20 protein-coding genes, 1 tRNA gene, 1 pseudogene and 1 riboswitch are annotated in these 24,635 nt (G+C 71.7%); of the genes and pseudogenes, 15 read left to right on the forward strand and 7 right to left on the reverse strand.

All coding sequences use genetic code 11. The features are described from left to right. Positions 1-27 precede the first annotated feature (27 nt). A complete protein-coding gene (locus AB0B01_RS15750) occupies positions 28-1,086 on the reverse strand; it encodes a YfhO family protein (protein ID WP_361718248.1) in 1,059 nt (352 codons plus the stop codon). Positions 1,087-1,278: 192 nt separating this feature from the next. Between AB0B01_RS15750 and AB0B01_RS15755 the strand changes: the two genes are divergently transcribed. The 11 genes from AB0B01_RS15755 to AB0B01_RS15805 all read left to right on the forward strand — a co-directional run bounded on the left by AB0B01_RS15755 (position 1,279) and on the right by AB0B01_RS15805 (position 13,680). Next, complete coding sequence (locus tag AB0B01_RS15755; protein WP_361718251.1) at positions 1,279-1,905, forward strand: SurA N-terminal domain-containing protein; 627 nt, start codon at positions 1,279-1,281, stop codon at positions 1,903-1,905. Positions 1,906-1,933: 28 nt separating this feature from the next. Then, positions 1,934-2,920: a nucleoside triphosphate pyrophosphohydrolase gene (locus tag AB0B01_RS15760; RefSeq protein WP_361718254.1), complete on the forward strand. Its 987-nt coding sequence runs from the start codon at positions 1,934-1,936 to the stop codon at positions 2,918-2,920. Positions 2,921-2,950: 30 nt separating this feature from the next. Then, a complete protein-coding gene (locus tag AB0B01_RS15765; protein WP_361718257.1) occupies positions 2,951-4,243 on the forward strand; it encodes a cytochrome P450 in 1,293 nt (430 codons plus the stop codon). Between the two features lie 102 nt (positions 4,244-4,345). Beyond that, entirely contained in the window at positions 4,346-5,371 is a 1,026-nt protein-coding gene (locus AB0B01_RS15770; protein WP_361718260.1) for a transglycosylase family protein, read from the forward strand. Between the two features lie 282 nt (positions 5,372-5,653). Beyond that, a riboswitch (cyclic di-AMP (ydaO/yuaA leader) is annotated at positions 5,654-5,822 on the forward strand. A gap of 2 nt (positions 5,823-5,824) precedes the next feature. Then, on the forward strand, positions 5,825-6,520 hold the full coding sequence (locus AB0B01_RS15775) for a transglycosylase family protein (RefSeq protein WP_361718262.1): 696 nt from the start codon (positions 5,825-5,827) through the stop codon (positions 6,518-6,520). Positions 6,521-6,775: 255 nt separating this feature from the next. Next, the gene (eno, locus tag AB0B01_RS15780) at positions 6,776-8,062 is read left to right on the forward strand and encodes a phosphopyruvate hydratase (RefSeq protein WP_361718265.1); all 1,287 of its coding nucleotides are present in this window, start codon (positions 6,776-6,778) and stop codon (positions 8,060-8,062) included. A 90-nt stretch (positions 8,063-8,152) separates the two neighbouring features. Beyond that, positions 8,153-8,641, forward strand: a complete 489-nt coding sequence (locus AB0B01_RS15785) for a septum formation initiator family protein (protein WP_361718268.1) — start codon at positions 8,153-8,155, stop codon at positions 8,639-8,641. A 104-nt stretch (positions 8,642-8,745) separates the two neighbouring features. Then, a complete protein-coding gene (locus tag AB0B01_RS15790; protein ID WP_361718270.1) occupies positions 8,746-9,321 on the forward strand; it encodes a DUF501 domain-containing protein in 576 nt (191 codons plus the stop codon). Beyond that, positions 9,318-10,271: a Ppx/GppA phosphatase family protein gene (locus AB0B01_RS15795; RefSeq protein WP_361718273.1), complete on the forward strand. Its 954-nt coding sequence runs from the start codon at positions 9,318-9,320 to the stop codon at positions 10,269-10,271. Before AB0B01_RS15790 ends, AB0B01_RS15795 begins: the two co-directional genes overlap by 4 nt. A 474-nt stretch (positions 10,272-10,745) precedes the next feature. Continuing rightward, a complete protein-coding gene (locus AB0B01_RS15800) occupies positions 10,746-12,131 on the forward strand; it encodes an NAD(P)/FAD-dependent oxidoreductase (RefSeq protein WP_356851348.1) in 1,386 nt (461 codons plus the stop codon). Between the two features lie 217 nt (positions 12,132-12,348). Further along, the gene (locus tag AB0B01_RS15805) at positions 12,349-13,680 is read left to right on the forward strand and encodes a cyclopropane-fatty-acyl-phospholipid synthase family protein (protein WP_361718275.1); all 1,332 of its coding nucleotides are present in this window, start codon (positions 12,349-12,351) and stop codon (positions 13,678-13,680) included. A 78-nt stretch (positions 13,681-13,758) separates the two neighbouring features. Here the strand turns inward: AB0B01_RS15805 and AB0B01_RS15810 are convergent, their stop codons facing one another. Together AB0B01_RS15810 and AB0B01_RS15815 are read right to left on the reverse strand one after the other, a co-directional pair. Beyond that, positions 13,759-16,308, reverse strand: a complete 2,550-nt coding sequence (locus AB0B01_RS15810; protein ID WP_361718277.1) for an FtsX-like permease family protein — start codon at positions 16,306-16,308, stop codon at positions 13,759-13,761. Between the two features lie 69 nt (positions 16,309-16,377). Next, positions 16,378-17,142 (reverse strand): ABC transporter ATP-binding protein, encoded by a 765-nt coding sequence (locus AB0B01_RS15815; protein ID WP_361718390.1) that lies wholly within the window; start codon positions 17,140-17,142, stop codon positions 16,378-16,380. 436 nt (positions 17,143-17,578) lie between these two features. Here AB0B01_RS15815 and AB0B01_RS15820 point away from each other — a divergent pair. Both AB0B01_RS15820 and AB0B01_RS15825 read left to right on the forward strand, forming a co-directional pair. Continuing rightward, positions 17,579-17,660 (forward strand) — tRNA-Leu (locus AB0B01_RS15820). A 136-nt stretch (positions 17,661-17,796) separates the two neighbouring features. Next, positions 17,797-18,645 (forward strand): Bax inhibitor-1/YccA family protein, encoded by an 849-nt coding sequence (locus AB0B01_RS15825; protein WP_361718280.1) that lies wholly within the window; start codon positions 17,797-17,799, stop codon positions 18,643-18,645. Positions 18,646-18,781: 136 nt separating this feature from the next. Here AB0B01_RS15825 and AB0B01_RS15830 read toward each other — a convergent pair. Beyond that, positions 18,782-19,011 (reverse strand): annotated as a pseudogene (locus tag AB0B01_RS15830) (DUF4287 domain-containing protein). Between the two features lie 116 nt (positions 19,012-19,127). Between AB0B01_RS15830 and AB0B01_RS15835 the strand changes: the two are divergent. Beyond that, positions 19,128-19,487, forward strand: a complete 360-nt coding sequence (locus AB0B01_RS15835; RefSeq protein ID WP_361718283.1) for a hypothetical protein — start codon at positions 19,128-19,130, stop codon at positions 19,485-19,487. Here the strand turns inward: AB0B01_RS15835 and AB0B01_RS15840 are convergent. The 3 genes from AB0B01_RS15840 to AB0B01_RS15850 form a co-directional block, all read right to left on the reverse strand. Continuing rightward, the gene (locus tag AB0B01_RS15840; protein WP_361718393.1) at positions 19,471-20,292 is read right to left on the reverse strand and encodes a hypothetical protein; all 822 of its coding nucleotides are present in this window, start codon (positions 20,290-20,292) and stop codon (positions 19,471-19,473) included. The two genes, AB0B01_RS15835 and AB0B01_RS15840, sit on opposite strands and share 17 nt — an antisense overlap. A 408-nt stretch (positions 20,293-20,700) precedes the next feature. Then, on the reverse strand, positions 20,701-21,921 hold the full coding sequence (locus AB0B01_RS15845) for an acetyl-CoA C-acetyltransferase (protein ID WP_361718286.1): 1,221 nt from the start codon (positions 21,919-21,921) through the stop codon (positions 20,701-20,703). Positions 21,922-22,078: 157 nt separating this feature from the next. Beyond that, a complete protein-coding gene (locus tag AB0B01_RS15850) occupies positions 22,079-23,110 on the reverse strand; it encodes an SGNH/GDSL hydrolase family protein (RefSeq protein ID WP_361718289.1) in 1,032 nt (343 codons plus the stop codon). A 134-nt stretch (positions 23,111-23,244) separates the two neighbouring features. Here AB0B01_RS15850 and AB0B01_RS15855 point away from each other — a divergent pair, with 134 nt between their 5' ends. Next, positions 23,245-24,630 carry a cystathionine beta-synthase gene (locus AB0B01_RS15855; protein WP_361718396.1) on the forward strand — a complete coding sequence of 462 codons (1,386 nt, stop codon included), beginning with the start codon at positions 23,245-23,247 and terminating at the stop codon, positions 24,628-24,630. The last annotated feature ends 5 nt before the right edge of the window (positions 24,631-24,635 follow it).

Below are 24,635 nucleotides of genomic sequence, written 5' to 3' on the forward strand. Positions count from 1 at the left end.
CCCCCCTGAGCAGGCGCCGGTCGTACCTCACGGGCGTGATCCGCTCAGCGCCGGGCCGCCCGGGCCGGCAGTCGTGCGCCGGCCGGGGCCGACAGGACCGCCGTGCCCGTGGTGCCGGCCGGGACGGTGGCCCGGATGCCCGAGGAGCCGACCCGCAGGCCGGTCGGTGCGGTGGACCGCAGGGTGGTGACCGCCGCCGCCGGCCGGGCCCCGTCCAGGCAGGACAGCTCCCAGCGGGCCGGCTCGGGCGCGTCGAAGACCAGCGGGGAGGAGTCGCCCCGCCGAGACGCCGAGCGGCTGGAGCGCCGCCCGGTTGCGCGGGGCGTTGCCGTTCAGCCGGAAGGCGGGGCCGCCGGCGAGGCGGGCCGTCGCGTTGTACTCCGGCGCCCACAGGTAGGCCCGGGTGCCCGCGCGGCACACACCGGGCGCCACGGGATCCTCGTAGACCGCGCGCCCAACAGGAGTTCCTGGTTGCCGAAGGGCGACGGACCGAAGACGGGCGCGGTCCCCGGCGGGCGGAGCGTGAGCAGCGGCGGGACCTCGGCGCGGGCGATGGTGCCGTCCGGCTCCAGGCGGGCGCCGTCGGCGTCCACTGGAGGAGAGCAGCACGGCCGCCGTCAGCCCCGTCCACCACAGCCGGGTCCGCACCGGCACCGCGCGGTGGAGCGGCAGCGCCGCGACCAGCAGCAGCGTCCCGGTCCCCACGAACAGGGCCGGGGAGGAGAAGGAGTACGTGGCGGGCAGCAGCCGCGCGAGCAGGTCCGGCCACGGCACCGGCTCGAACTGCCGGGTCCAGCCCGGGAAGGAAGCGCCGAGCAGCCCCGCCGCCCACCACGGTCCGCGGCGGTGCGTGCGCAGCAGCCAGGCCGTGGCCGCCGCCGCGACGGCCGTCTTCAGCACCGTGACGACGTACACCGCAAGGTCGGTGTCCGTGCGCGGGAACACCCCGACGAGCAGGGCGAACGGGCTGGTGAGGTAGGTGCCGAGATCGGGGAGGAAGCTCGTGCCGTAACCGGACTGCGTCAGGGCGGCGAGCGCCGAGCCCGACAGGCTCCGGCGGCGCGGCGAGCGGTGCGGTGTCGACATGGTGGGCCGACCTTGGCAGCACCGGTGGACCGAGGGGTGGCCGCGGGACGGCGCGGACACCAACACCCGCGTACCCCGACACCCCCGGAATCGTTGGTCGAACCAGTGGCTCGGATCACCCTGACTGCATACCATCGATCACCGCACGGCCCTTGTGCACCGACGCACAATCTCCCGGCCCTGGAGGCTCCTTTGCACCGTCGCACAGCGCTCTCCGTCTCCGCCGCCCTGCTCGTGGCGGCTCCCCTGCTGTCCGCCTGCTCGGGCCAGGCCCGTCCCGGCACCGCGGCCGTCGTCGGCGGCGAGCGGATCACCACTGCCGCACTCCAGGCCCAGGTCAACGACGTCCGCGCGGCGCAGAACCGTTCCGGGGCGGCCGCCGCCCAGCTCATCCAGTCCACGCCGGGCCTGGAGCGGATCAAGCTCAACAAGATGATCCAGACCGAGGTCCTGGAGCGCGCGGCGAAGGACGCCGGCGTGAGCGTCAGCGCCAAGGAGGTCGGCGACTTCCGCAAGGCCCAGCTGGAGCAGGCGGGCGACGCCGGCAGGCTGGAGCAGGCCGCCCTCCAGCAGGCCAGCCTCGCGCCCGGCCAGCTCGACGCGGACGCCCGCTTCAAGCTGCTGCGCGACAAGCTGTTCGACCACTACGGCAGCCAGGACAAGGCCGTCGTGCAGCTCGCGGCCGCCGCGAAGGCGCTGCACATCGAGGTCAACCCGCGCTACGGCGTCTGGGACCCGCAGCAGATCGTGCTCGGCGACCAGGACACCCCCTGGATCGTCCAGCGGACCCGGCCCGAGCAGCCCCCCGCCGGAGCCTGAGCCGCCGCCGCGGAGGTAGGTTCGGAGGGTGAACCACGACGCCCCCTCGGAACCCGCCGAGCCCACCGGCCGCATCGTCCTGCTGACCACCAGCCACCGGGTCGCGCCGGGCCTGCTGTCCTGGCCGGCCTGGCAGACCCTGCACGCCGCGGACCGGGTGCTGTGCGCCGACCCGGACCACCCGCAGCTGCCGTACCTGCGCGAGGCGGGCATCGGCGTCGAGCAGGAGAGCCCCGATGCGCAGAGCCTGGTCGAGGCCTGCGCCGGCGGGCGCACCGTCGTGGTCCTGCCGAGCGGCGAGGGCGACCGGCGGCTCACCGACGGACTGGCCCGGCTCGCCGGCTCCGGCCGGGTCGCCATGCCCGACCTGGAACTGCTGCCCGGCTCCTACGACCTGCCCGGCGCCCGCCTCCTCGACCTGGTCCAGGTGATGGACCGGGTTCGCCGGGAGTGCCCCTGGACCTCGGCCCAGACCCACCAGGGGCTCGCGAAGTACGCCATGGAGGAGGCGTACGAACTGGTGGAGGCCATCGAGGCCGGCGACCGCGAGGAACTGCGCGAGGAGCTCGGGGACGTGCTGCTCCAGGTGGTCTTCCACGCGCGCATCGCCCAGGAGGACCCGCAGGAGCCGTTCTCCATCGACGACGTGGCCGGGAGCCTCGTCGAGAAGCTGATCCACCGCCATCCGCACGTCTTCGGGGACGCCGAGGCGCTGACCGCGGACGACGTCCGTGCGCACTGGCAGCGCACCAAGGCCGTCGAGAAGCAGCGGGAGTCCGTCACCGACGGGATCCCGCTGGGCCAGCCGGGCCTGGCGCTCGCCGCCAAGCTCTCCGGCCGGGTCCGCGCGGGCGGGGTGCCCGTGGAGCTGCCCCGCGGCGAGGGCATCGGCTACGAGCTGCTGGCCCTGGCGGCGCGGGCGGAGGCCGAGGGCATCGACCCGGAGACGGCGCTGCGCGCGGCGGCCCGGACCTACCGCGCCGCGATCCGCGCCGCCGAGGGGCTCACGGCGTAGGGCCCGGGCGGCGCGGGATACCGTCGGGGCGTGCACGAGCCGAACTCCGCAGCCTCCGAAGACCGCACTCCTCTCCAGGGCCCCACCCTGTTCGACTGGGAGTTCGCGACCGACCCCTACCCCGCGTACGCCTGGCTGCGCGAGCACTCCCCGGTGCACCGCACCAAGCTCCCCAGCGGGGTCGAGGCCTGGCTGGTCACCCGGTACGCCGATGCCCGCCAGGCCCTGGCCGACCAGCGGCTCAGCAAGAACCCGGTGCACCACGCGGAGCCGCCGCACGCCAAGGGCAAGACCGGGATCCCGGGGGAGCGCAAGGCGGAGCTGATGACGCATCTGCTCAACATCGACCCGCCGGACCACACCCGGTTGCGGCGGCTGGTGTCGAAGGCGTTCACCCCGCGCCGCGTCGCCGAGTTCACGCCGCGCGTGCAGGAGCTGACCGACCACCTCATCGACCGGATCGTGGAAAAGGCAGGTGCGGACGGCAGGGGCGAGGCGGACCTGATCCACGAGTTCGCCTTCCCGCTGCCCATCTACGCCATCTGCGAGATGCTCGGCGTCCCGCGCGAGGACCAGGACGACTTCCGCGACTGGGCCGGGATGATGATCCGCCACGGCGGCGGGCCGCGCGGCGGGGTCGCCCGCTCCGTGAAGCAGATGCGCACCTACCTCGGCGAACTCATCCACCGCAAAAGGGATGATCTGGGCTATGACCTCATCTCGGACCTGATCCGGGCGAGCGACCACGGCGACCACCTGACCGAGGTCGAGGCCACCGCCATGGCCTTCATCCTCCTCTTCGCCGGGTTCGAAACCACCGTTAATTTGATCGGAAACGGGCTGCATGCCCTTTTCGTGAACCCGGACCAGCGCACGCGGCTGCAGGCCTCGCTCGCCGCCGGGGAGCGGTCCCTGCTGGAGACCGGCGTGGAGGAGCTGCTGCGCTACGACGGCCCCGTGGAGCTGGCCACCTGGCGGTTCGCCACCGAGCCGCTGACCCTCGGCGGGCAGGAGATCGCGGCCGGCGACCCGGTGCTGGTCGTCCTCGCGGCCGCCGACCGGGACCCCGAGCGGTTCGCCGATCCGGACACCCTGGACCTCTCCCGGAGTGACAACCAGCACCTCGGCTACGGGCACGGCATCCACTACTGCCTGGGGGCTCCGCTCGCGCGACTCGAAGGACAGACCGCGCTTGCGACTTTGCTCACGCGTCTGCCAGATCTGGAACTCGCCGTTCCGCCAACGGAGCTGCGCTGGCGCGGCGGACTGATCATGCGTGGCCTGCGCACTCTCCCCGTCCGCTTCACAGCCAGGAACGAGTGAACGCCACCTGACCGCGAGTCAGTTTCCGACCGAACTTGTGACAATCGTGAGAAGGCCGCTAGGTTCTGCCGTTACCCAGCCGTTATGCGAAAGGTGCAGCTCATGCGTTCCGGGAACGGCCGCCACAGACGCCCCCGCCAGGTACCCGCGATTGTCGTCACCGCCGGAGTCACCGGCTCCGCGTTGGCCCTGCCCCTGCTCGCCGCCACCGGCGCGAGCGCGGCGGACGCCTCCACGTGGGACAAGGTCGCAGAGTGCGAGAGTGGCGGCTCCTGGAGCGCCGACTCCGGCAGCGGTGCCTACGGCGGACTCCAGTTCACCCAGGAGCAGTGGAACAACGCGGGCGGCCTCACCTACGCTGCGCGGCCCGACCTCGCCAGCCGTTCCCAGCAGATCGCCGTCGCCGAACGGGTGCTGGCCTCCCAGGGCCCCGAAGCCTGGCAGCTGTGCGCCGCCGGGGCCGGGCTGACCCAGCAGTCGCCCGCCGCCGCGGTGGACCCGGGTACGCCCGGCACCCACGGGCCGATCGCCCCCACGCCCTCCCGCCCGGACGACGCCGTCCCGGCCGGCGGTTCCGGCGCGCCCGCCACGGACTTCGGGGCGCCGACCCCGACCCCGGACCCCTCGTTCACGCTCCCCGCGGCGCCGCTCGCGCCCTCCAGCGGACTGCCCGTCATGCCGGCGCCGGACGACCCCACCACGATCCCGGTGTTCCCGGGCGACCCGACGACGAGCCCCGTGGTCCCCGCGCCGACGGCCCCGACGCTGCCGTCCGACCCGACGAGCCCCGCGCCCCCGACCGACCCGGCGAGCCCCACGCTGCCCGCCCCGGTCGACCCGAGCGCCCCTGCGGCACCCGGCGCCCCGGGCGCCTCCACCGACCCGGCGGGCACCGGAGATGCCTCCGCCACCGGCAAGCACCGTGGTGCCCCCGCTCAGGAGACCCCGGCCGCTCCTGATGCCGCGTCGGAGCCCACGTACACGGTCAAGTCGGGCGACAGCCTGGCGACCATCGCGGATGCCAAGGGAGTCAAGGGCGGGTGGAGCGCGCTCTACCAGGCCAATGAGCAGGTCATCGGCGAGGACGCCAACCTGATCAAGCCCGGCCAGAATCTGGATCTAAGTTAGCAATAAGGGCAGTTCGGGCGCCCGGAAGGCGCTGAATGTCGGTTATCGGCAAGTGAGACATGCGTCTCTTCCGGTCAACTGGTGTGTCACGCCCTGCGCCTTCCGCAAACCCCGTCCTCACCTGCGCAAACACCCGTAAGAGGGGCGCAAGTAGGGGCCGTTTCTCCCCGATGCCGCGCGTTGAACATCGGGGAGGGACCTGTCTACCTTCTGAACCGCCCGCCATCGCGGGCCCCTTCGACCGCATCGCCGAATCCTGCCGGCGGACGGGGGGAACAGTCGTCGCGTCAAGCGCCGAAGGCAGGAGCGGGGGACCCAAGGTAGGTGCCGGGCCCGGCCATTGAGAGATGGTCAGGGAACGGCTTGGGGTGAAGCCGCGCGCCAGTCGCGCGGCCGGGCAACATCGGCCCGAACCCGACAGCTCACCTCGTAGGCGTCGGTGAGGAGAACTCCATGCTGCTTTCCGGCAAGGGCAAGCACCGCCGCGCCTCCAAGGCCGCACGCATCGTCACGCTCGCCGGCGTCGCCGGCGTCGCCGTCGCGGCACCCCTGATGGCAGCCGGCTCGGCCAGTGCCGCGACCGCCTCCGAGTGGGACCGCGTCGCGCAGTGCGAGTCCGGCGGCAACTGGGCCATCAACACGGGCAACGGCTACTACGGCGGCCTGCAGTTCTCGTCCTCCACCTGGGCCGCGTACGGCGGCAAGGCGTACGCCGCGCAGGCAAACCAGGCCTCCAAGGCGCAGCAGATAGCCATCGCCGAGAAGGTCCTCAAGGGTCAGGGCAAGGGTGCCTGGCCGTCCTGCGGCGTCGGCCTGTCGAACTCTTCCTACACCGGTGGTGGGACCGACACCCCGAAGAAGACGGAGCAGAAGACCCAGCCGCAGAAGACCCAGCCGCAGAAGACGCAGCCGAAGAAGACCGAGCCGAAGCGCGCCGAGGCGCCGACCACCCGCTCCGAGCGCTCCGAGGCCCCGGCCGCCGCTCCGGCCGGCACCGGCTCGTACGAGGTCAAGGCCGGCGACACCCTCAGCACCATCGCCGAGGCCAACGGCGTCAAGGGCGGCTGGGAGAAGCTCTTCGAGCTGAACAAGGAGACGGTCAAGGACGCCGACCTGATCTTCCCGGGGCAGAAGCTGAAGCTCAGCTGACCCCCGCACGCACTCCCCGCCGCCCGGCGCGTCTCCGCACGCGCCGGGCGGCGGCACGTGCAGGTCGTGATCAAGGCCGTGATCAAGGCCGTGATCAGGGTCCCTATGTCCCGGAAGCGGGGTATTCGGGCCCTTTTTCGTCCCAGGAGCCGGGCGGTCGGGCGGCCCAGTGCCCGGAGCCGGTTAGGCTCTAGTCGGCAGGGCCGTCCCGCGGCCTCCCGCCACCGCACATCCAGCGTCACATCCCAGAAGGAGATGCTCGTGCCGTCCATCGACGTCGTCGTAGCCCGGGAAATCCTGGACTCCCGAGGCAACCCCACGGTCGAGGTCGAGGTGGGCCTCGACGATGGCAGCACCGGCCGTGCTGCAGTTCCGTCCGGCGCCTCCACCGGTGCCTTCGAGGCCATCGAGCTCCGCGACGGTGACCCCAACCGCTACATGGGCAAGGGTGTCGAGAAGGCCGTCCTCGCGGTCATCGAGCAGATCGGCCCGGAGCTCGTCGGCTACGACGCCACCGAGCAGCGTCTGATCGACCAGGCCATGTTCGACCTGGACGCCACCGACAACAAGGGCTCGCTCGGCGCCAACGCCATCCTCGGCGTCTCCCTCGCCGTCGCGCACGCCGCGTCCGAGGCCTCCGACCTCCCCCTCTTCCGCTACCTCGGCGGCCCGAACGCGCACCTGCTGCCCGTTCCGATGATGAACATCCTCAACGGTGGGTCGCACGCCGACTCCAACGTGGACATCCAGGAGTTCATGATCGCCCCGATCGGCGCGGAGTCCTTCTCCGAGGCACTGCGCTGGGGCGCGGAGGTCTACCACACCCTCAAGAAGGTCCTCCACACCAAGGGCCTCTCCACCGGCCTGGGCGACGAGGGCGGCTTCGCCCCGAACCTGGAGTCCAACCGCGCCGCGCTCGACCTCATCGTCGAGGCCATCAAGCAGGCCGGCTACACCCCGGGCAAGGACATCGCGCTGGCGCTCGACGTCGCCGCGTCCGAGTTCTACAAGGACGGCAAGTACGAGTTCGAGGGCCAGTCCCGCTCGGCCGCCGAGATGACCGAGTACTACGAGGAGCTCGTCGCGGCGTACCCGCTCGTCTCCATCGAGGACCCGCTGTTCGAGGACGACTGGGCCGGCTGGAAGACCGTCACCGACCGCCTCGGCTCCAAGGTCCAGATCGTCGGCGACGACCTGTTCGTCACCAACCCGGAGCGCCTGGCCCGCGGTATCGAGGAGGGCTCCGCGAACGCCCTGCTCGTGAAGGTGAACCAGATCGGTTCGCTGACCGAGACCCTCGACGCCGTCGAGATGGCCCAGCGCAACGGCTTCAAGTGCATGATGTCGCACCGCTCCGGCGAGACCGAGGACGTCACCATCGCCGACCTCGCCGTCGCCGTGAACTGCGGCCAGATCAAGACCGGCGCCCCGGCCCGCTCGGACCGCGTCGCCAAGTACAACCAGCTGCTGCGCATCGAGGAGATCCTCGACGACGCCGCCGTGTACGCGGGCCGCAGCGCGTTCCCGCGCTTCAAGGGCTAATCGCGCCCTCGCCTCCGTACGTCCCCGCACTCGGTCCCGTACCGTGTGCGGGGACGTATTGCGTAGTGCGTGCACAGGGGAGGCGGGACCATGGCCGGGAACCGGGATCGGTTCTCCACCTTCTCCACCGCGACCAGGCTCAAGCAGCTCGGCGAGCGGACCGCCGCGCACGTCTACCGCTCGCAGAGCCGCCGTCAGGTCCGCCGCAGCCGGCTGACCGGCAGGGCCGCGCTCCTGGTGCTCGTCCTCTGTACGCTGGTCGTGGCCCTCGCGTATCCGATGCGCCAGTACGTCTCCCAGCGCTCGGAGATCGCGGAGCAGCGGCGGGCGGCCGAAGCGGCGAGCCGGCGCCTCGAACGCCTCCGCGACGAGAAGGCCCGCTGGCAGGACAACGCGTACGCGGAGCAGCAGGCGCGCAAACACCTGCACTTCGTCCGCCCGGGCGAGATCAGCTACATCATGACCGACCCCGGGGCCGAGGCCGCCGAGCGGCACCGCAGCGGACAGGCCGGCTCCGACCGGCCCTGGTACTCGAACGTCTGGGACGGCGTCGACAAGGCGGACCACCCCGGAGACTGAGCGGCGGCGAGCCGTCCGGGCCGTACCAGGCAGTAGTAACAGGCCAGCAGTACCAGCGAGCAGTACCAGCACCCATCCACGAGAACGAAGAGACTTCCTCCGGCATGCAGACGCCCCCGCCCCAGACCGACCGGACCGAGCCGACCGACACGGACATCGAGGCGTTCGAGCAGCAGCTCGGCCGCCCGCCGCGCGGGCTGCGCGCCATCGCCCACCGCTGCCCGTGCGGCCAGCCGGACGTGGTGGAGACCGCCCCGCGGCTGCCCGACGGCACGCCCTTCCCCACGCTGTACTACCTGACGTGCCCGCGCGCGGCCTCCGCGATCGGCACGCTGGAGGCCAACGGCGTGATGAAGGAGATGCAGGCCCGGCTCGCCGAGGACCCCGAGCTCGCCGCCGCCTACCGGGCCGCGCACGAGGACTACATCCGGCGCCGTGACGCCATCGAGGTGCTCCAGGGCTTCCCGAGCGCCGGCGGGATGCCGGACCGGGTGAAGTGCCTGCACGTGCTGGTGGGCCACTCGCTGGCCGCCGGCCCCGGGGTGAACCCGTTCGGCGACGAGGCCCTGGCCATGCTGCCGGAGTGGTGGGCCAAGGGCGCCTGCGTCACCCCGTGTGCGGAAAAGACCGAGGGCGCGCAGGACGAGGCGCGGACGGCCGGGACGGAGGCGGGCGCGTGACCCGGGTCGCGGGCATCGACTGCGGTACGAACTCCATCCGCCTGCTCGTCGCGGACTGCGACACGGCGACCGGCGAGCTGGTCGAGCTGGACCGGCGGATGACGATCGTCCGCCTCGGCCAGGGCGTGGACAAGACGGGCCGGCTGGCCCCCGAGGCCCTGGAGCGCACCTTCGCGGCCTGCCGCGACTACGCGGCGGTCGTCAAGGAGCTCGGCGCCGAGCGGCTGCGCTTCGTGGCCACCTCCGCCTCCCGCGACGCCGAGAACCGGGACGAGTTCGTCCGGGGGGTGCTGGACATCCTGGGCGTCGAGCCCGAGGTGATCTCCGGTGACCAGGAGGCGGAGTTCTCCTTCGTCGGCGCCACCAAGGAGCTGACGGGCGCCGTCCACATGGACAAGCCGTTCCTGGTGGTGGACATCGGCGGCGGCTCGACCGAGTTCGTGGTCGGCGAGGAGCACGTACGGGCGGCCCGCTCCGTGGACATGGGCTGCGTACGGATGACCGAGCGCCACCTGGTGGTGGACGGGGCGGTGAGCGACCCGCCGAGCGCGGAGCAGATCGCCGCCATACGGGCCGACATCGAGGCGGCCCTGGACCTGGCCGAGCAGACGGTGCCGCTGCGCGAGGCCCGCACGCTGGTGGGCCTGGCGGGCTCGGTGACCACGGTCGCGGGGATCGCGCTCGGGCTGCCGGAGTACGTCTCCTCGGCCATCCACCACTCCCGGATCCCGTACGAGACGGTCCGCGAGATCAGTGAGCGGATGCTGACCACCACGCACGCCGAGCGGGCCGCGATCCCGGTCATGCACCCCGGCCGGGTCGACGTGATCGGCGCGGGCGCGCTGATCCTCCTGGCGATCATGGAGCGGATCGGGGCCTCGGAGGTCGTGGTCTCCGAACACGACATCCTCGACGGCATCGCCTGGGACGCGGCCCTCGCCGACGGCTGACCCCGCCGCACCCCCTGCACGGCCCCGGGCCGACCGGAACACCCCGTTCCGGTCGGCCCGTTCGCGTGGGGCGGGGGCTCCCCGGGTGGCGCGAAACCGCCCTCCGGAGGGGTGTGCGGGGCCGCCTGCCGAGAAAGTTCGTGAAGTTCTTCACAAGGAAAAGAAGCCTGCGGGGGCGTCCGAAGGCACTTTCGGGGGGTTCCCGGGGGTCGTAGGCGTGTTTTGGACGGGCGCTTGTGCGAACCGCGGAGCTCGGCGCGGTCGGCCGGTAGATATCCACGAACCCGGTGGTCTACTCCGGTTGAGCGCCTGGAGGCCAGTTCAGGACGGGTGAACAACGAATCCCGTTACACCGTGGTTCCCCCTCGGCGCCATGACCTCCGTCACGTGGGCCGCGCAGTGTAGCAGAGGCCTCGGCACACCTTGTGAAGGGGCTCACGAGCGTCACCCCTGAGGGTGCTGGATACTCGTTCCATGAGCACCACGGAGCGTCCCAGGATCCTCGTTGTAGGAGGTGGGTACGTAGGCCTGTACGCAGCCAAGCGCATCATGAAGAAGATGCGTTACGGCGAGGCGACCGTCACGGTCGTCGACCCGCGCTCGTACATGACCTACCAGCCCTTCCTCCCCGAAGTGGCCGCAGGCAGCATCTCGCCTCGGCACGTCGTCGTCCCGCTGCGACGCGTGTTGCCCAAGGCTGAGGTTCTCACCGGCCGGGTCACCAGCATCGACCAGGACCGCAAGGTCGCCGTCGTCACGCCGCTCGTCGGCGAGGCGTACGAGCTGCCCTTCGACTACCTGGTGATCGCGCTCGGCGCCGTCTCCCGCACCTTCCCGATCCCCGGCCTCGCCGAACAGGGCATCGGCATGAAGGGCGTCGAAGAGGGCATCGGCCTGCGCAACCACGTCCTTGAGCAGCTGGACAAGGCCGAGTCCACGACGGACGAGAACGTCCGCCGCAAGGCCCTCACCTTCGTCTTCGTGGGCGGCGGCTTCGCCGGCGCGGAGACCATCGGCGAGGTCGAGGACATGGCCCGCGACGCCGCCAAGTACTACGCCACGATCAAGCGCGAGGACATGCGCTTCATCCTGGTCGACGCGGCGGACAAGATCCTTCCCGAGGTCGGGCCCAAGCTCGGCACCTGGGGCAAGGAGCACCTTGAGTCCCGCGGCATCGAGATCTACCTCAACACCTCGATGGACTCCTGCGTGGACGGCCACGTGGTGCTGAAGAACGGCCTTGAGGTCGACTCCAACACCATCGTGTGGACCGCGGGCGTCAAGCCCAACCCGGCCCTGGCCCGCTACGGCCTGCCGCTGGGCCCGCGCGGCCACGTGGACACCGCCCCCACCCTCCAGGTCCAGGGCACCGACTACATCTGGGCCGCCGGCGACAACGCCCAGGTCCCGGACGTCGCCGCCCGCAAGGCCGGCGTCGAGAACGCCTGGTGCCCGCCGAACGCCCAGCACGCGCTGCGCCAGGCCAAGGTCCTCGGCGACAACGTCATCTCGGGCATGCGTGGCTTCCCGCAGACCGAGTACGAGCACTCCAACAAGGGTGCGGTGGCGGGTCTCGGCCTCCACAAGGGCGTCGCGATGATCGTCATGGGCAAGATGAAGATCAAGCTCAAGGGCCGGCTCGCCTGGTACATGCACCGTGGCTACCACGGCATGGCCATGCCGACCTGGAACCGCAAGATCCGCGTCTTCGCCGACTGGACCCTCGCCATGTTCCTCAAGCGCGAGGTCGTCTCCCTCGGCGCCCTCGAAACCCCGCGCGAGGAGTTCTACGAGGCCGCCAAGCCGGCGCCGGCTCCGGCCGCCGCCGCGGCACCGGCCCAGAAGGCCAAGGCCTCCTGACCCGCCGGTAGTACCCCTGTACGTCCCCGAAGGGGCCGCCCGCCATCCGTGGTGCGGGCGGCCCCTTCGGCGTGCCGTCGACGTGCCGTGCGCGTGCCGTGGACGCGCCGTCGGGGTGTCTTCGCCGCGCCACCGGGTGCCTCGGCGCGCCGTCCCGGCTTATCCGGCGCCGGAATTGGGTAGGCCGTTCGGTCGGATCATTCAGGAGGTGCCTTCGATGACCGACGCCGCGCCGCGGCTGGCCGCACTCGCCGAGACCCTGCTGGGCGCCCCCCTGCCCGTCCGCATCCGAGCCTGGGACGGCAGCGAGGCCGGACCGCCCGGCGGCCCCGTCCTGGTCATCGCCCGCCGGCGGGCCCTGCGCCGCATCCTGTGGAAGCCCGGCGAACTGGGGCTCGCCCGCGCCTGGGTCGCCGGGGAGGTGACCGTCGACGGCGACCTGTTCGAGCTGCTGGGCCGGGTCGCGGGCCTGCTCTGGGAGCGGGAACCCGCCGCCGTGCGCCGCACGCACCTGCCGGAGCGGGCCGCCGGCGCCGCCCGGACCGCCGCCCTGCTGCGCGACCCGGACGCGCGGGCCGCCGTACGGGAGCTGGTCACGCTGGCCCGGCCCTGGAGCCCGCCCGCACCGCCGCCCGAGGAGGCCTCCCGCCGCGGCGGACCGGCGCACAGCAAGAACCGCGACCGGCAGGCGATCAGCCACCACTACGACGTGGGCAACGAGTTCTACGAGCGGGTCCTCGGCCCGTCCATGGTGTACTCCTGCGCCTACTGGAGCCCCGGCTCCACCCTGGAGCGGGCCCAGCGCGACAAGCTCGACCTGGTCTGCCGCAAGCTGGGCCTGCGCCCCGGCGAACGGCTCCTGGACGTGGGCTGCGGCTGGGGCTCCATGGCCCTGCACGCCGCCCGGGAGTACGACGTCCACGTCACCGGCATCACGCTCTCGCGCGAACAGGCCGTCTACGCCCGCAAGCGGATCGCGGAGGAGGGGCTCGCGGACCGGGTCGACATCCGCGTCCAGGACTACCGGGACGTCAAGGACGGGCCGTACGACGCGATTTCGTCCATCGGCATGGCCGAGCACGTCGGCGCCGAGCGGTACCGCGGATACGCCCGCACCCTCCACGCCCTGCTGCCGCCCGGCGGCCGGCTGCTGAACCACCAGATCGCGCGAAGGCCCGAGCCGGACGAGGAGGCGTACCGGATGGACGAGTTCATCGACGCCTACGTCTTCCCGGACGGCGAACTCTCCCCGCTCGGCAGCACGGTGGGCGAGCTGGAACGGGCCGGCTTCGAGGTCCGGGACGTGGAGGCGCTGCGCGAGCACTACGGGCTGACCCTGCGGGCCTGGGTGGCGCGGCTTGAGCGGCACTGGGACGAGTGCGTCCGGCTGACCTCGCCCGGCCGGGCCCGGGTCTGGCGGCTGTACATGGCGGCCTCGGCGCTGGGCTTCGAGCGGGGCCGCCTCGGGGTCAACCAGGTCCTCGCGGTGCGGCCCTCCGGGGCGGGGGAGTCCGGGCTGCCGCTGCGGCTGCGCACCTGGGGCGCGTAGGCCCCGTACGGCACCGCGGACAGCGGGAGGGCCCCGGGGCGGCTGCCCCGGGGCCCTCCGTGTCCGAGCGGACGGCGACTACTCGGTCTTGATGGCCGTCAGCATGTTCAGCTTGGCGGCGCTGCGCGCCGGCCACATGGCCGCCAGGACGCCCACCACACCGGCGAGCAGCAGGAAGATGCCGATCCGGTCCCACGGGAGGACCAGCGCGTAGCCGGGCACCGACTTCGCCAGGGTGGAGCCGACCGCCCAGGCGAGGAAGACGCCGACGGCGATGCCGAGGACCGCGCCGAAGAGGGAGATGACCACGGCCTCCAGGCGGATCATGTTCTTGACCCGGCTGCGGTCGAGGCCGATCGCCCGCAGCATGCCGATCTCCTGGGTCCGCTCGAAGACGGACATCGCAAGGGTGTTGACGACGCCGAGCACCGAGATGATCAGCGCCATGCCGAGCAGGCCGTACATGATGTTCAGCGCCAGGTTGACGACGCCGCCCATCTCGTTGCGCATGTCCTGCTGGGTGGCCAGGGAGATCGCCGGGTTGTTGCCGAGGGCGTCGAGGACGGCCTTCTCGGCGGCCTTCGACTCGCCGCCGGTGGTGTTGACGTACACCTCGGGGATGTACGGGGTCTCTGAGTGGGCGCTGAGGATCCTGTCGTCCAGGACGTACGGGGACAGCAGGCCGTCGAGGTCCTTGTAGACCGCGCCCACCTTGAGCGAACCCTTCTCGCCGTCGTCGTACATGACCTGGAGGGTCGAGCCGACCGAGAGCCCGTTCTTCGTCGCGGTCTTCTCCGCGACCGCGACCTCGCCCTTGCCGAGGCTCGCGAGCGAGCCGCCGACCACGTCGATGTTGAGGATCTCGCCGATGGTGGCCGGGTTGACACCGGAGGCGGCCCGGAAGTCCTCGCCGATCTTGAGCGAGCCGGCGGTCTGCGGGGAGACCGCCTTGATGCCCTTGGCCTTGGCCAGGGTCTCGGCGACGGACTTGTCCAGGCTGCCGCCGCCCATGGCCATGGAGACCTTGTAGTCGGCCTTGATCTTGTCGGTGCTCATCCGGTCGACGGCCTTGCCCATGGTGATGCCCAGCACGGACAGGCTGGTGACCAGGGTCAGGCCGATGGCCAGGGACGCGGCGGTGACGGCGGTGCGGCGCGGGTTGCGCACGGCGTTCTGCGCGGCCAGCTTGCCCGGGACGCCGAAGACCTTCTGCAGCAGCGGCCGGACGGCGGCGATCATCGGCCGGGAGAGCAGCGGGAGCACCACGATCAGGCCGACGAGCAGGAAGAAGGCTCCGCCGGCGATGGCGTAGCGGCCGTCGGTGCCGCCGGTGGAGACCCCGGTCAGGACCAGGGCGATGCCGAGCAGGCCGAGGACGCTGCCGGTGATGTTGCGCAGGACCAGGGACTTCGCGGTGGCCGGGAGGTGGGCGCTGCCCATGGCGGCGACCGGGGGGATCCGGCCGGTGCGCCAGGCGGGGAACACCGCGGCGACCATGGTGACGAACACGCCGATGACGAGGGCCGTGACGATCGTGGCCGGGGAGATGACGAGCCCGCCGGCGGGGATCTTCGCGCCGAGCGAGTCCATGACGGAGCGCATCCCGACCGCCAGGCCGACACCGGTGACCAGGCCGATGGTGGAGGAGGTCAGGCCGACGACCACGGACTCGGCCATGACCGAGTTGACGACCTGGCCGCGCTTGGCGCCGACCGCGCGCAGCAGGGCCAGCTCCTTGGTGCGCTGGGCGACCAGCATGGTGAAGGTGTTGTAGATCAGGAAGACGCCGACGAAGAGCGCGATGCCGGCGAAGGCGAGCAGCATGTTGCTCATGTTGCCCATCTCCTTCTTGATCGCCTTGGCCTGGTCGGCGGCCAGCTGGGCACCGGTCTGGGCCTTGCTGTTCTTGTCGAGCAGCGGCTGGATGCCGGTCAGCAGCTGGTCGGCGGAGACGCCCTGCTTGGCGCCCACGAGGAGCTCGTTGTAGAAGCCGGGCTGGAGGTACAGCTTCTGGGCGGTGGCGGTGTCGAAGAGGACGAGGCTGCCGCCCGCGTTGACCTGGCCGTCCTCGGTGGTGAAGACGCCGGTGAGGGTGTACTCCTTCACCGGGCCGTTGGTGGCCACGCGGACCTTGTCGCCGACCTTGTACGCGCCCTTGTCCGCGGTCGCCCGGTCGAGGGCGATCTGGTCGGCGGTGGCGGGGCCGGAGCCTGCGGTGAACTGGTAGCGGGGGTCCTTGCCGGCGCTGACCGGGGCGAAGTTGGCGCCCTGGTTGGCCCAGCCGTTGCCGATCAGCTTGCCGTTCTCGTCGCCGACGCCGGCGAAGCCGGAGACCCGGCCGCTGACGGTGTCGACGCCGCCCACGGCCTTGACCTTGTCGAGGGTCTGCTGGCTGATGCCGGGCTCGCCCTCGGGGCGGCCCTCGCCGTCGCGGGTCTTGCCGTACGAGGTGACGGAGACGGCGACGCCGTCGTAGCTCTTGGCGGACTGGCCCGAGAGAGCCTTGCCGAGGGTGTCGGTGAAGACGAGGGTGCCGGAGACGAAGGCGACGCCGAGTGTGACGGCGAGCACCGTCATCAGCAGCCTGGCCTTGTGCGCGAGGACGTTGCGCAGGGCGGTACGGAACATGGTGGAGGCGTCCAGGATGTCGTGGGCTCGAAGTTCGGAGGTCGGCGGAGGGCGGCCGGAGCCGGCGCCTCAGCTGGTGCGGCCCTTGGCGTCGAAGGCCTTCATGCGGTCGAGCACCCCGTCGGCGGTGGGCCGGAGCATCTCGTCGACGATCCGGCCGTCGGCGAGGAAGATGACGCGGTCGGCATAGGAGGCGGCGACCGGGTCGTGGGTGACCATGACGACGGTCTGGCCGAGCTCGCGGACGGAGTTGCGCAGGAAGCCGAGGACTTCGGCGCCGGAGCGGGAGTCCAGGTTTCCGGTCGGCTCGTCACCGAAGATGATCTCGGGCCGGGAGGCCAGGGCGCGGGCCACGGCCACACGCTGCTGCTGGCCGCCGGAGAGCTGGGTGGGCCGGTGCGAGAGGCGCTCGGAGAGGCCGACCATGCCGATCACGGTGTCCAGCCACTGCTTGTCGGGCTTGCGGCCCGCGATGTCCATCGGCAGGGTGATGTTCTCCAGGGCGGTCAGGGTCGGCAGCAGGTTGAAGGCCTGGAAGATGAAGCCGATCTTGTCCCGGCGCAGCTGGGTCAGCTGCTTGTCCTTGAGCGAGCCGAGCTCGGTGTCGCCGATGCGCACGGAGCCGGCGGAGAAGGTGTCCAGGCCGGCGACGCAGTGCATCAGCGTGGACTTGCCGGAGCCCGAGGGCCCCATGATCGCGGTGAACTGACCCTGGCCGAAGTCCACGGAGACGTTGGCGAGGGCGACCACCTGGGTTTCGCCCTGGCCGTACACCTTGGAGAGTCCGGTGGCCCGGGCGGCCACGGCCTGGGCGGTGTGGGGGGCGTAGTTCATGGTGGTCACGGAAGGGACTCCTCGGGCTTGACCTTGCTGCGGTCTGCGGATCGGCACGACCCTTCCATCGTCTCCGCGGCCACCGGGCCGCGGATCAGCCGCGGTGCCCGTTCCCTGGCCCACTGGAGTCTGACCGCCGCGGCGCCCGCCTCCTCCTCTGGTATGACGGCCGGGCAGAGAAGCTCAGGGCAGGAGGGTGGCCCGGGGTGGCGTGGAGGGTGGCGGGCGGGGTGGCGCGAGCCATCGAAATCCCGTCATTCCCGTACGAGGGGTGATCGTCGCCCGTAAGGGGCCGACCGTGCGTTCTCGGGTCTGACGGCCCCTCAAGCGCCAATAAAATCAGACAACATCGGATAGAGGGCCCACTGGCGACCAGGGCTTTCCGGATAGGCTCGGCGCAGCGTCCAGTGCTTTTTCACGGGAGCCGCCACGCCCTGCCCGGATGGTGGAATGCAGACACGGCGAGCTTAAACCTCGCTGGCCTTTAGGCCGTGCCGGTTCAAGTCCGGCTCCGGGCACTCCCGAAGTCCCCTGCGTTATCCCCTGCGCTTTGCCGCGCCTTCTCCTAAGATCCTCCTCCAGCAGTAGGGTGCTTTCTTTGCGAACGCATTACTCTTGATGCAAGGCCGCGCCCGGTGGCCATGGAGGAGTGAGATGAGGAGCAGCAACCCGGTCTTCTCGCGACGGGGGTTCAGCCGCGACAGCGGCGGCTACGCGGGCTTTGACGCGCAGTCGCAGCAGGCCGGGACCAACCCGTACGCGACGAATCCTTACGCCGCCGACCCGGTCACCGGCATGCCGCAGGCTCCGGCCCGCACCGGCGCCATGACCATCGACGACGTCGTGAGCCGTACGGCCATGACGCTCGGCACCGTCATCCTGACGGCGACGATCGCCTGGATCGCCCTGCCCGTCGACCCGGCGAACGTGAACAAGTCGTACGGCATCGCCGTCGGCGCCGCGCTCGTCGCGATGGTCCTCGCGCTCGTCCAGACCTTCAAGCGCAAGGCCTCCCCGCCGATCATCCTGGCCTACGCGGCCTTCGAGGGCTTCTTCCTCGGCGTGATCAGCTCGGCCACCAGCACCTACCTCGGCGCCGGCGTGGTCATCCAGGCCGTGCTCGGCACGATGTGCACCTTCGCCGCGGTGCTGTTCGCGTACAAGATGCGCTGGATCCGCGTCACCCGCCGCTTCTACGGCTTCGTGATGGCCGCCGCCCTGGGCTTCATGCTGCTCATGGTGGCGAACCTGCTGTTCTCCGTCTTCGCGGGCGGTGACGGCCTCGGCTTCCGCAGCGGCGGCCTCGGCATCCTCTTCGGCGTCATCGGCGTCGTCCTCGGTGCCTGCTTCCTCGCCCTGGACTTCAAGCAGGTCGAGGACGGCGTGACGTACGGCGCCCCGCGCGAGGAGGCCTGGCTGGCGGCCTTCGGCCTCACCCTGACCCTGGTGTGGATCTACCTGGAGCTGCTGCGCCTGTTCCAGATCCTCTCCGGCGACGACTAGTCGTCCCCCCGGTCGCCCCGCGGCCGGCCGGACGCGGCAAGGGGAAGGCCCCGCGAGCACACCGCTCGCGGGGCCTTCCCGCGTCTTGGAGGAGTAGGGGTCGGGGGCAGGGATCGGGGGCGGGGCAGGAGAGGGCTCAGCCGAACTTGCGGGCGGCCCTGCGCAGGTCGTACTCGTGGATGATCGCCTTGGCCTGGCCGTACGAGAGCTCGTGCGCCCCGCGCAGCCAGCTGACCTTCTCCTCGAAGCGGACGAGGGAGGGGCCGTCGTCCACGGTGCGGAGCCAGTCGGAGATTTCACGACCGGTGGTCCGGGGGATTCTGTCGATCATGTTGCGGTGGTCTGCTCGGAGAACTCTACGGACATGGGCGCCTCCGGAGGTATCGCCGTGCTGTTGGCCTCACGGCTGTTCTCTTCACGCCACCGTGCCGGAGAGTTTGCCCGTTGGCAATGGTGCCGGGGCGGCGCGTAAGGTCGGCCGGGTGCTTGATACTTCGCCGCTGGCCGCCGCCGTGGAACGTTTCGCCGACCGGCTGCGGGCCATGCCGCAGAGCCGCCTCCGGCAGGGCGCCGCCGCAACGGCGCTGGAGCTGGCCAGAGAGCTCTCCGTACGCGCCCAGCGGCTGGAGGAAGCCGAGGCGGGACGGGGGGCGGCTCCGGCGCGGGAGATGCCGGACGCGGGGCTCTTCGTCGTGGGCGACCAGGTGGCGGTGGCGGGACTGGACCTCGTCGAGGCGCTGGCCGCCGCCGGGGCGCACCCGGACAGCACGACGGCCCCGTCCGAGATGCTGGACGAGGCCGTGCGGCTGGTGGAGCAGGCGGAGCTCAGAGCGACGCGATGACGCGGTCCGCGAGGATGTAGACGTTGTCGTCCGGGTCCTGGCCGTCCCCGCAGGAGAAGGTCAGCGCGTAGGCGCCGGAGATGCCGGAGCCGCCGAGCAGGACCGGGGCGGTGCCCGAACGCAGGGCCTCGGCCAGGCGCTCCGCCGTCTCCCGGTGGCCCGGGGTCATGCAGAGCGTCGTGCCGTCGGTGAAGACGTACACGTCCAGGGTGCCCAGCGGGCCCGGGCGGACGTCCGCGAGGGCCGTACGGGCCTCCGCGAGCTCCTCCAGACGGCTGACCGTGCGCTCGTGGTCGGCGCCGGGGGCCGAGGGCTGGACCGGTACGAAGTCCGGGTGCGAGGGGTGGCGACGGCGGGCGGCGGCCAACTCGGCGGAGTCCTCGGCGTAACCGGGCTGCTCGTCCCCGACCTCCTCGCCGAGCACCTGCTCCAGGCCGACCAGGTCGGCCTGCCGGGGCAGGAAGACGGCGGGGCCGTCCTCACCCAGACCGGGCAGGCCGCCCAGCAGGGACGGCGCATCGGCGGCGTCACGAGCCTCCTGGGCGGCCCAGAACGCCCGCGCCTCGGCGAGCTCGCGCTCGCGCTCCTCGGCGAGGGCCTCGGCGACGGCGGCCCGTATCTCGGCGGCGGGGGACTCCACGGCGCTGCGGGCATGCGGGACGGACGCACCGCGCGGGTGGGCCGGCGTCGCGGCCAGCTCTCCGCGCAGGGCCGTGACCTGCTTGCGTAGACCGTGGACGGCGTGCAGCGCAGCAGCGCCCACGGCCGCGGCGGCGGCCGTGGTCAGCAGCAGGGCAAGAGACATGGCGCTCACTGACTAACTCCTGGTTGGTTCGGTCCCCCGACTTCCTACATCAGAGTGTCCTCACCTGGGAATGGCGTGCAGTGCATTACGTCACGAATTGGACAGGTCTTTGGTCACACCGCCGCCCCGCGGACCGCTCTGACCTGGAGGAATGGCAAACCCCCAGGACGTAGGTCACATCCTGGGGGAAATTCGGTCACAGGTCGGCCGCGAAGGGGTTGAACGGGGGGCCCGGCGGCGCCTGGGATCCGCCCGGATCCCGGCGCCACGGCCGCTCCGGCTCAGCTCAGCCGCTCGATTCTTCGGTCGCGCTGAGCTTCGCCACCGCTGCGGGCAGGTGCCGCCCTTCCCCACGCGGCGGAGCCGCATGTCGGTGCGGTCAGGGCGACCCCTACCCTCCGCTCCGGCTCAGCTCAGCCGCTCGATGACCATGGCCATGCCCTGGCCGCCGCCCACGCACATCGTCTCCAGGCCGAACTGCTTGTCGTGGAACTGGAGGCTGTTGATCAGGGTGCCGGTGATGCGGGCGCCGGTCATGCCGAAGGGGTGGCCGACGGCGATGGCGCCGCCGTTGACGTTCAGCTTCTCCAGCGGGATCTCCAGGTCCCGGTAGGAGGGGATGACCTGCGCGGCGAACGCCTCGTTGATCTCGAACAGGTCGATGTCGCCGACGGTCAGACCGGCGCGCTTGAGCGCCTGCTTGGACGCCTCGACCGGGCCGAGGCCCATGATCTCGGGGGAGAGGCCGGTCACGCCGGTGGAGACGATCCGGGCCAGCGGGGTCAGGCCGAGCTCGCGCGCCTTGGTGTCGCTCATGATCACCAGCGCCGCGGCGCCGTCGTTGAGCGGGCAGCAGTTGGCCGCCGTGACCATGCCGTCGGGGCGGAAGACCGGCTTGAGCCCCTGCACGCCCTCCAGGGTGACGCCGGCGCGCGGGCCGTCGTCGGTGGAGACGACCGTGCCGTCCGGGGTGGTGACCGGGGTGATCTCGCGGGCCCAGAAGCCGTTCTTGATGGCCTCCTCGGCCAGGTTCTGGGAGCGGACGCCGAACTCGTCCATGTCCTGGCGGGTCACGCCCTTGAGTCGGGCCAGGTTCTCGGCGGTCTGGCCCATCGCGATGTACGCGTCCGGGATCAGGCCGTCCTCGCGCGGGTCGTGCCAGGACGAGCCCTCGCTCTGGGCGACGGCGGCCGTACGGGCCTCCGCCTCCGCGAAGAGCGGGTTGTGGGTGTCCGGCAGGCCGTCCGAGGAGCCCTTCGCGAACCGGGAGACGGTCTCGACGCCCGCGGAGATGAAGACGTCGCCCTCGCCCGCCTTGATGGCGTGCAGCGCCATCCGGGACGTCTGCAGCGACGAGGAGCAGTAACGGGTGATCGTGGTGCCCGGCAGGAAGTCCATGCCCATCTGCACGGCCACGATGCGGGCCAGGTTGTGGCCCTGCTCGCCGCCCGGCAGGCCGCAGCCCAGCATCAGGTCGTCGATGTCGCGCGGGTCCAGCTCGGGAACCTTGGCGAGCGCGGCCTGGATGATCGTCGCGGTCAGGTCGTCCGGGCGGACGTCCTTGAGCGACCCCTTGCCGGCGCGCCCGATGGGAGAGCGGGCGGTGGAAACGATGACGGCTTCGGGCATCGGGGCTCCAAGGGTGTGTCGTGCGGCTCGTTGCGGGACCGCAAGCGAAGTTACCGGCCCGTACGGTCGAGGTCACCGCCTTCCCCGTGTGATGCCGGTCGCTCCGCGGGCTGTTCGGGTACCTACCCCGCCAGGGAAGCCCCACCCGACGCGCCCGTCAGGTGCCCGCGACCTGGGTGCCCGGCAGCTCCGCCGACGGCTCGGCGGGTGCCAGGTCCTCCGCCGCGACCCGGCGCCGGCGCCGGTGCTTGAGCAGGGCCCACGGGCCGCGGGCCTGCGTGACCTCCGTACCGGCCTGGCCCGCCGCCGCGGACGCGGCCTTGGCCACCGGGAGCATGTCCTCGTTCCGCGCCACCTCCAGGCGGTCCGACTCCGGCCACAGGGAGAGGGCCGCGCACAAGGTCGGCAGGACGGCCATGGCGGCGGTCGCGTACCCCTCCGCCGAGGGGTGGTAGGAGTCGGGGCCGAACATCTCGCGCGGGTTCGCCGCGAATTCGGGGCCGAGCAGGTCCCCCATGGAGACCGTACGGGCACCCAGGGCGACGACCCCTATGGTCTGGGCGGCGGCCAGCTGCCGCGAGACCCGCCGGGCCAACCACCGCAGCGGCTGGTAGACCGGCTCGATCGTGCCCAGGTCCGGGCAGGTGCCGACCACGACCTCGGTGCCCGCGAGCCGCAGCCGGCGTACCGCCGAGGTGAGGTGGCGCACCGACTGGGTCGGCGGCATCCGGCGGGTCACGTCGTTCGCGCCGATCATGATCACGCACACGTCCGGCGCCGGACGCCCGTCGTCCAGCAGCACCCCCGTCTGCCGGTCCAGGTCGTCCGACATGGCCCCGGACTGGGCCACGTTCCGCAGCTCCACCGGCCGCTCGGCCACCGCCGCCAGCCCCGAGGCCAGCAGGGCCCCCGGGGTCTGCCCGGCCCGGCGGACGCCGAGCCCGGCGGCCGTGGAGTCGCCCATCATGGCCAGCCGCAGCGGGCCCGGGCCCGGCTCCGGCCCGGCGAACTCGCTCCCGTACAGCCCGTCCGCCCGCGGTGGGTCGGGGAGCCCCGTCCCGACCGTCCGTTTGGCAAACTGGAGCTCAGCCAGTACCAGCCCCACCGCCGCGGCTCCGACCAGCCCGAGCCCGCCTCCGCCGTATGCCGCCCCCGCCGCGATCCGGCGGGCGGTCCTCGCCCTGGACACCCTTGGAGCCTCCTCGCTTCCTGCCCGGCCCTGTTGACCTACCTGCCCCGTACTGCCCGTCGGCCAATCCCTTTCCGCTTACTCTGGCCGTGCCTCCCGGAGAACCCGTGGAGTCCCCTCCCCTGGAGAACATGGTGCAATTCCACGACTCGATGATCAGCCTCGTCGGCAACACCCCGCTGGTGAAGCTCAACCGTGTGACCGAAGGCCTGCAGGCCACCGTCCTTGCCAAGGTCGAGTACTTCAATCCCGGCGGATCCGTGAAGGACCGGATCGCCGTCCGGATGATCGAGGCCGCCGAGCAGAGCGGTGCCCTCAAGCCCGGTGGCACCATCGTGGAGCCCACCAGCGGCAACACCGGTGTAGGACTCGCCATCGTGGCCCAGCAGAAGGGCTACAAGTGCATCTTCGTCTGCCCTGACAAGGTCTCCCTCGACAAGATCAACGTACTGCGCGCCTACGGCGCCGAGGTCGTGGTCTGCCCGACGGCCGTCGACCCCGAGCACCCGGACTCGTACTACAACGTGTCCGACCGCCTCGTCCGCGAGACGCCGGGCGCATGGAAGCCCGACCAGTACAGCAACCCGAACAACCCCCGTTCGCACTACGAGACCACCGGTCCCGAGCTGTGGGAGCAGACGGACGGGAAGATCACCCACTTCGTGGCGGGCGTCGGCACCGGCGGCACCATCTCCGGCACCGGCAACTACCTGAAGGAGGTGTCCGGCGGCAAGGTCAAGGTCATCGGCGCCGACCCCGAAGGCTCGGTCTACTCCGGCGGCTCCGGCCGCCCGTACCTGGTCGAGGGCGTCGGCGAGGACTTCTGGCCGACCGCCTACGACCCGAACGTGACCGACGAGATCATCGCGGTGTCCGACAAGGACTCCTTCCAGATGACCCGCCGGCTCGCCAAGGAGGAGGGCCTCCTCGTCGGCGGCTCCTGCGGCATGGCGGTCGTCGCCGCGCTGAAGGCGGCCGAGGGCCTCGGCCCGGACGACGTCGTCGTCGTCCTGCTGCCGGACAGCGGCCGCGGCTACATGAGCAAGATCTTCAGCGACGAGTGGATGGCCGGGCACGGCTTCCTGGAGGAGGCGGGCCCCTCGGCGCGCATCGGGGACGTGCTCGCGGACAAGGAGGGCGGCATCCCGTCCCTGGTCCACATGCACCCCGAGGAGACGGTGGGCGAGGCCATCGAGGTGCTGCGCGAGTACGGCGTCTCGCAGATGCCGATCGTCAAGCCCGGCGCCGGCCACCCCGACGTCATGGCTGCCGAGGTCATCGGCTCGGTCGTCGAGAAGGAGCTCCTCGCCGCGCTGTTCGCGCAGCGGGCGTCGCTGACCGACCCGCTGGAGAAGCACATGAGCTCGCCGCTGCCGCAGGTGGGCTCCGGTGAGCCGGTGTCCGAGCTGATGGCCGTGCTGGGCGAGGCGGACGCGGCGATCGTGCTGGTCGAGGGCAAGCCGACCGGTGTGGTGAGCCGCCAGGACCTGCTGGCGTTCCTGGCCAAGGGTTCGAAGTAGGCCGT

It is taken from the genome of Streptomyces sp. NPDC044571 (assembly GCF_040647115.1).
Taxonomy (GTDB): domain Bacteria; phylum Actinomycetota; class Actinomycetes; order Streptomycetales; family Streptomycetaceae; genus Streptomyces.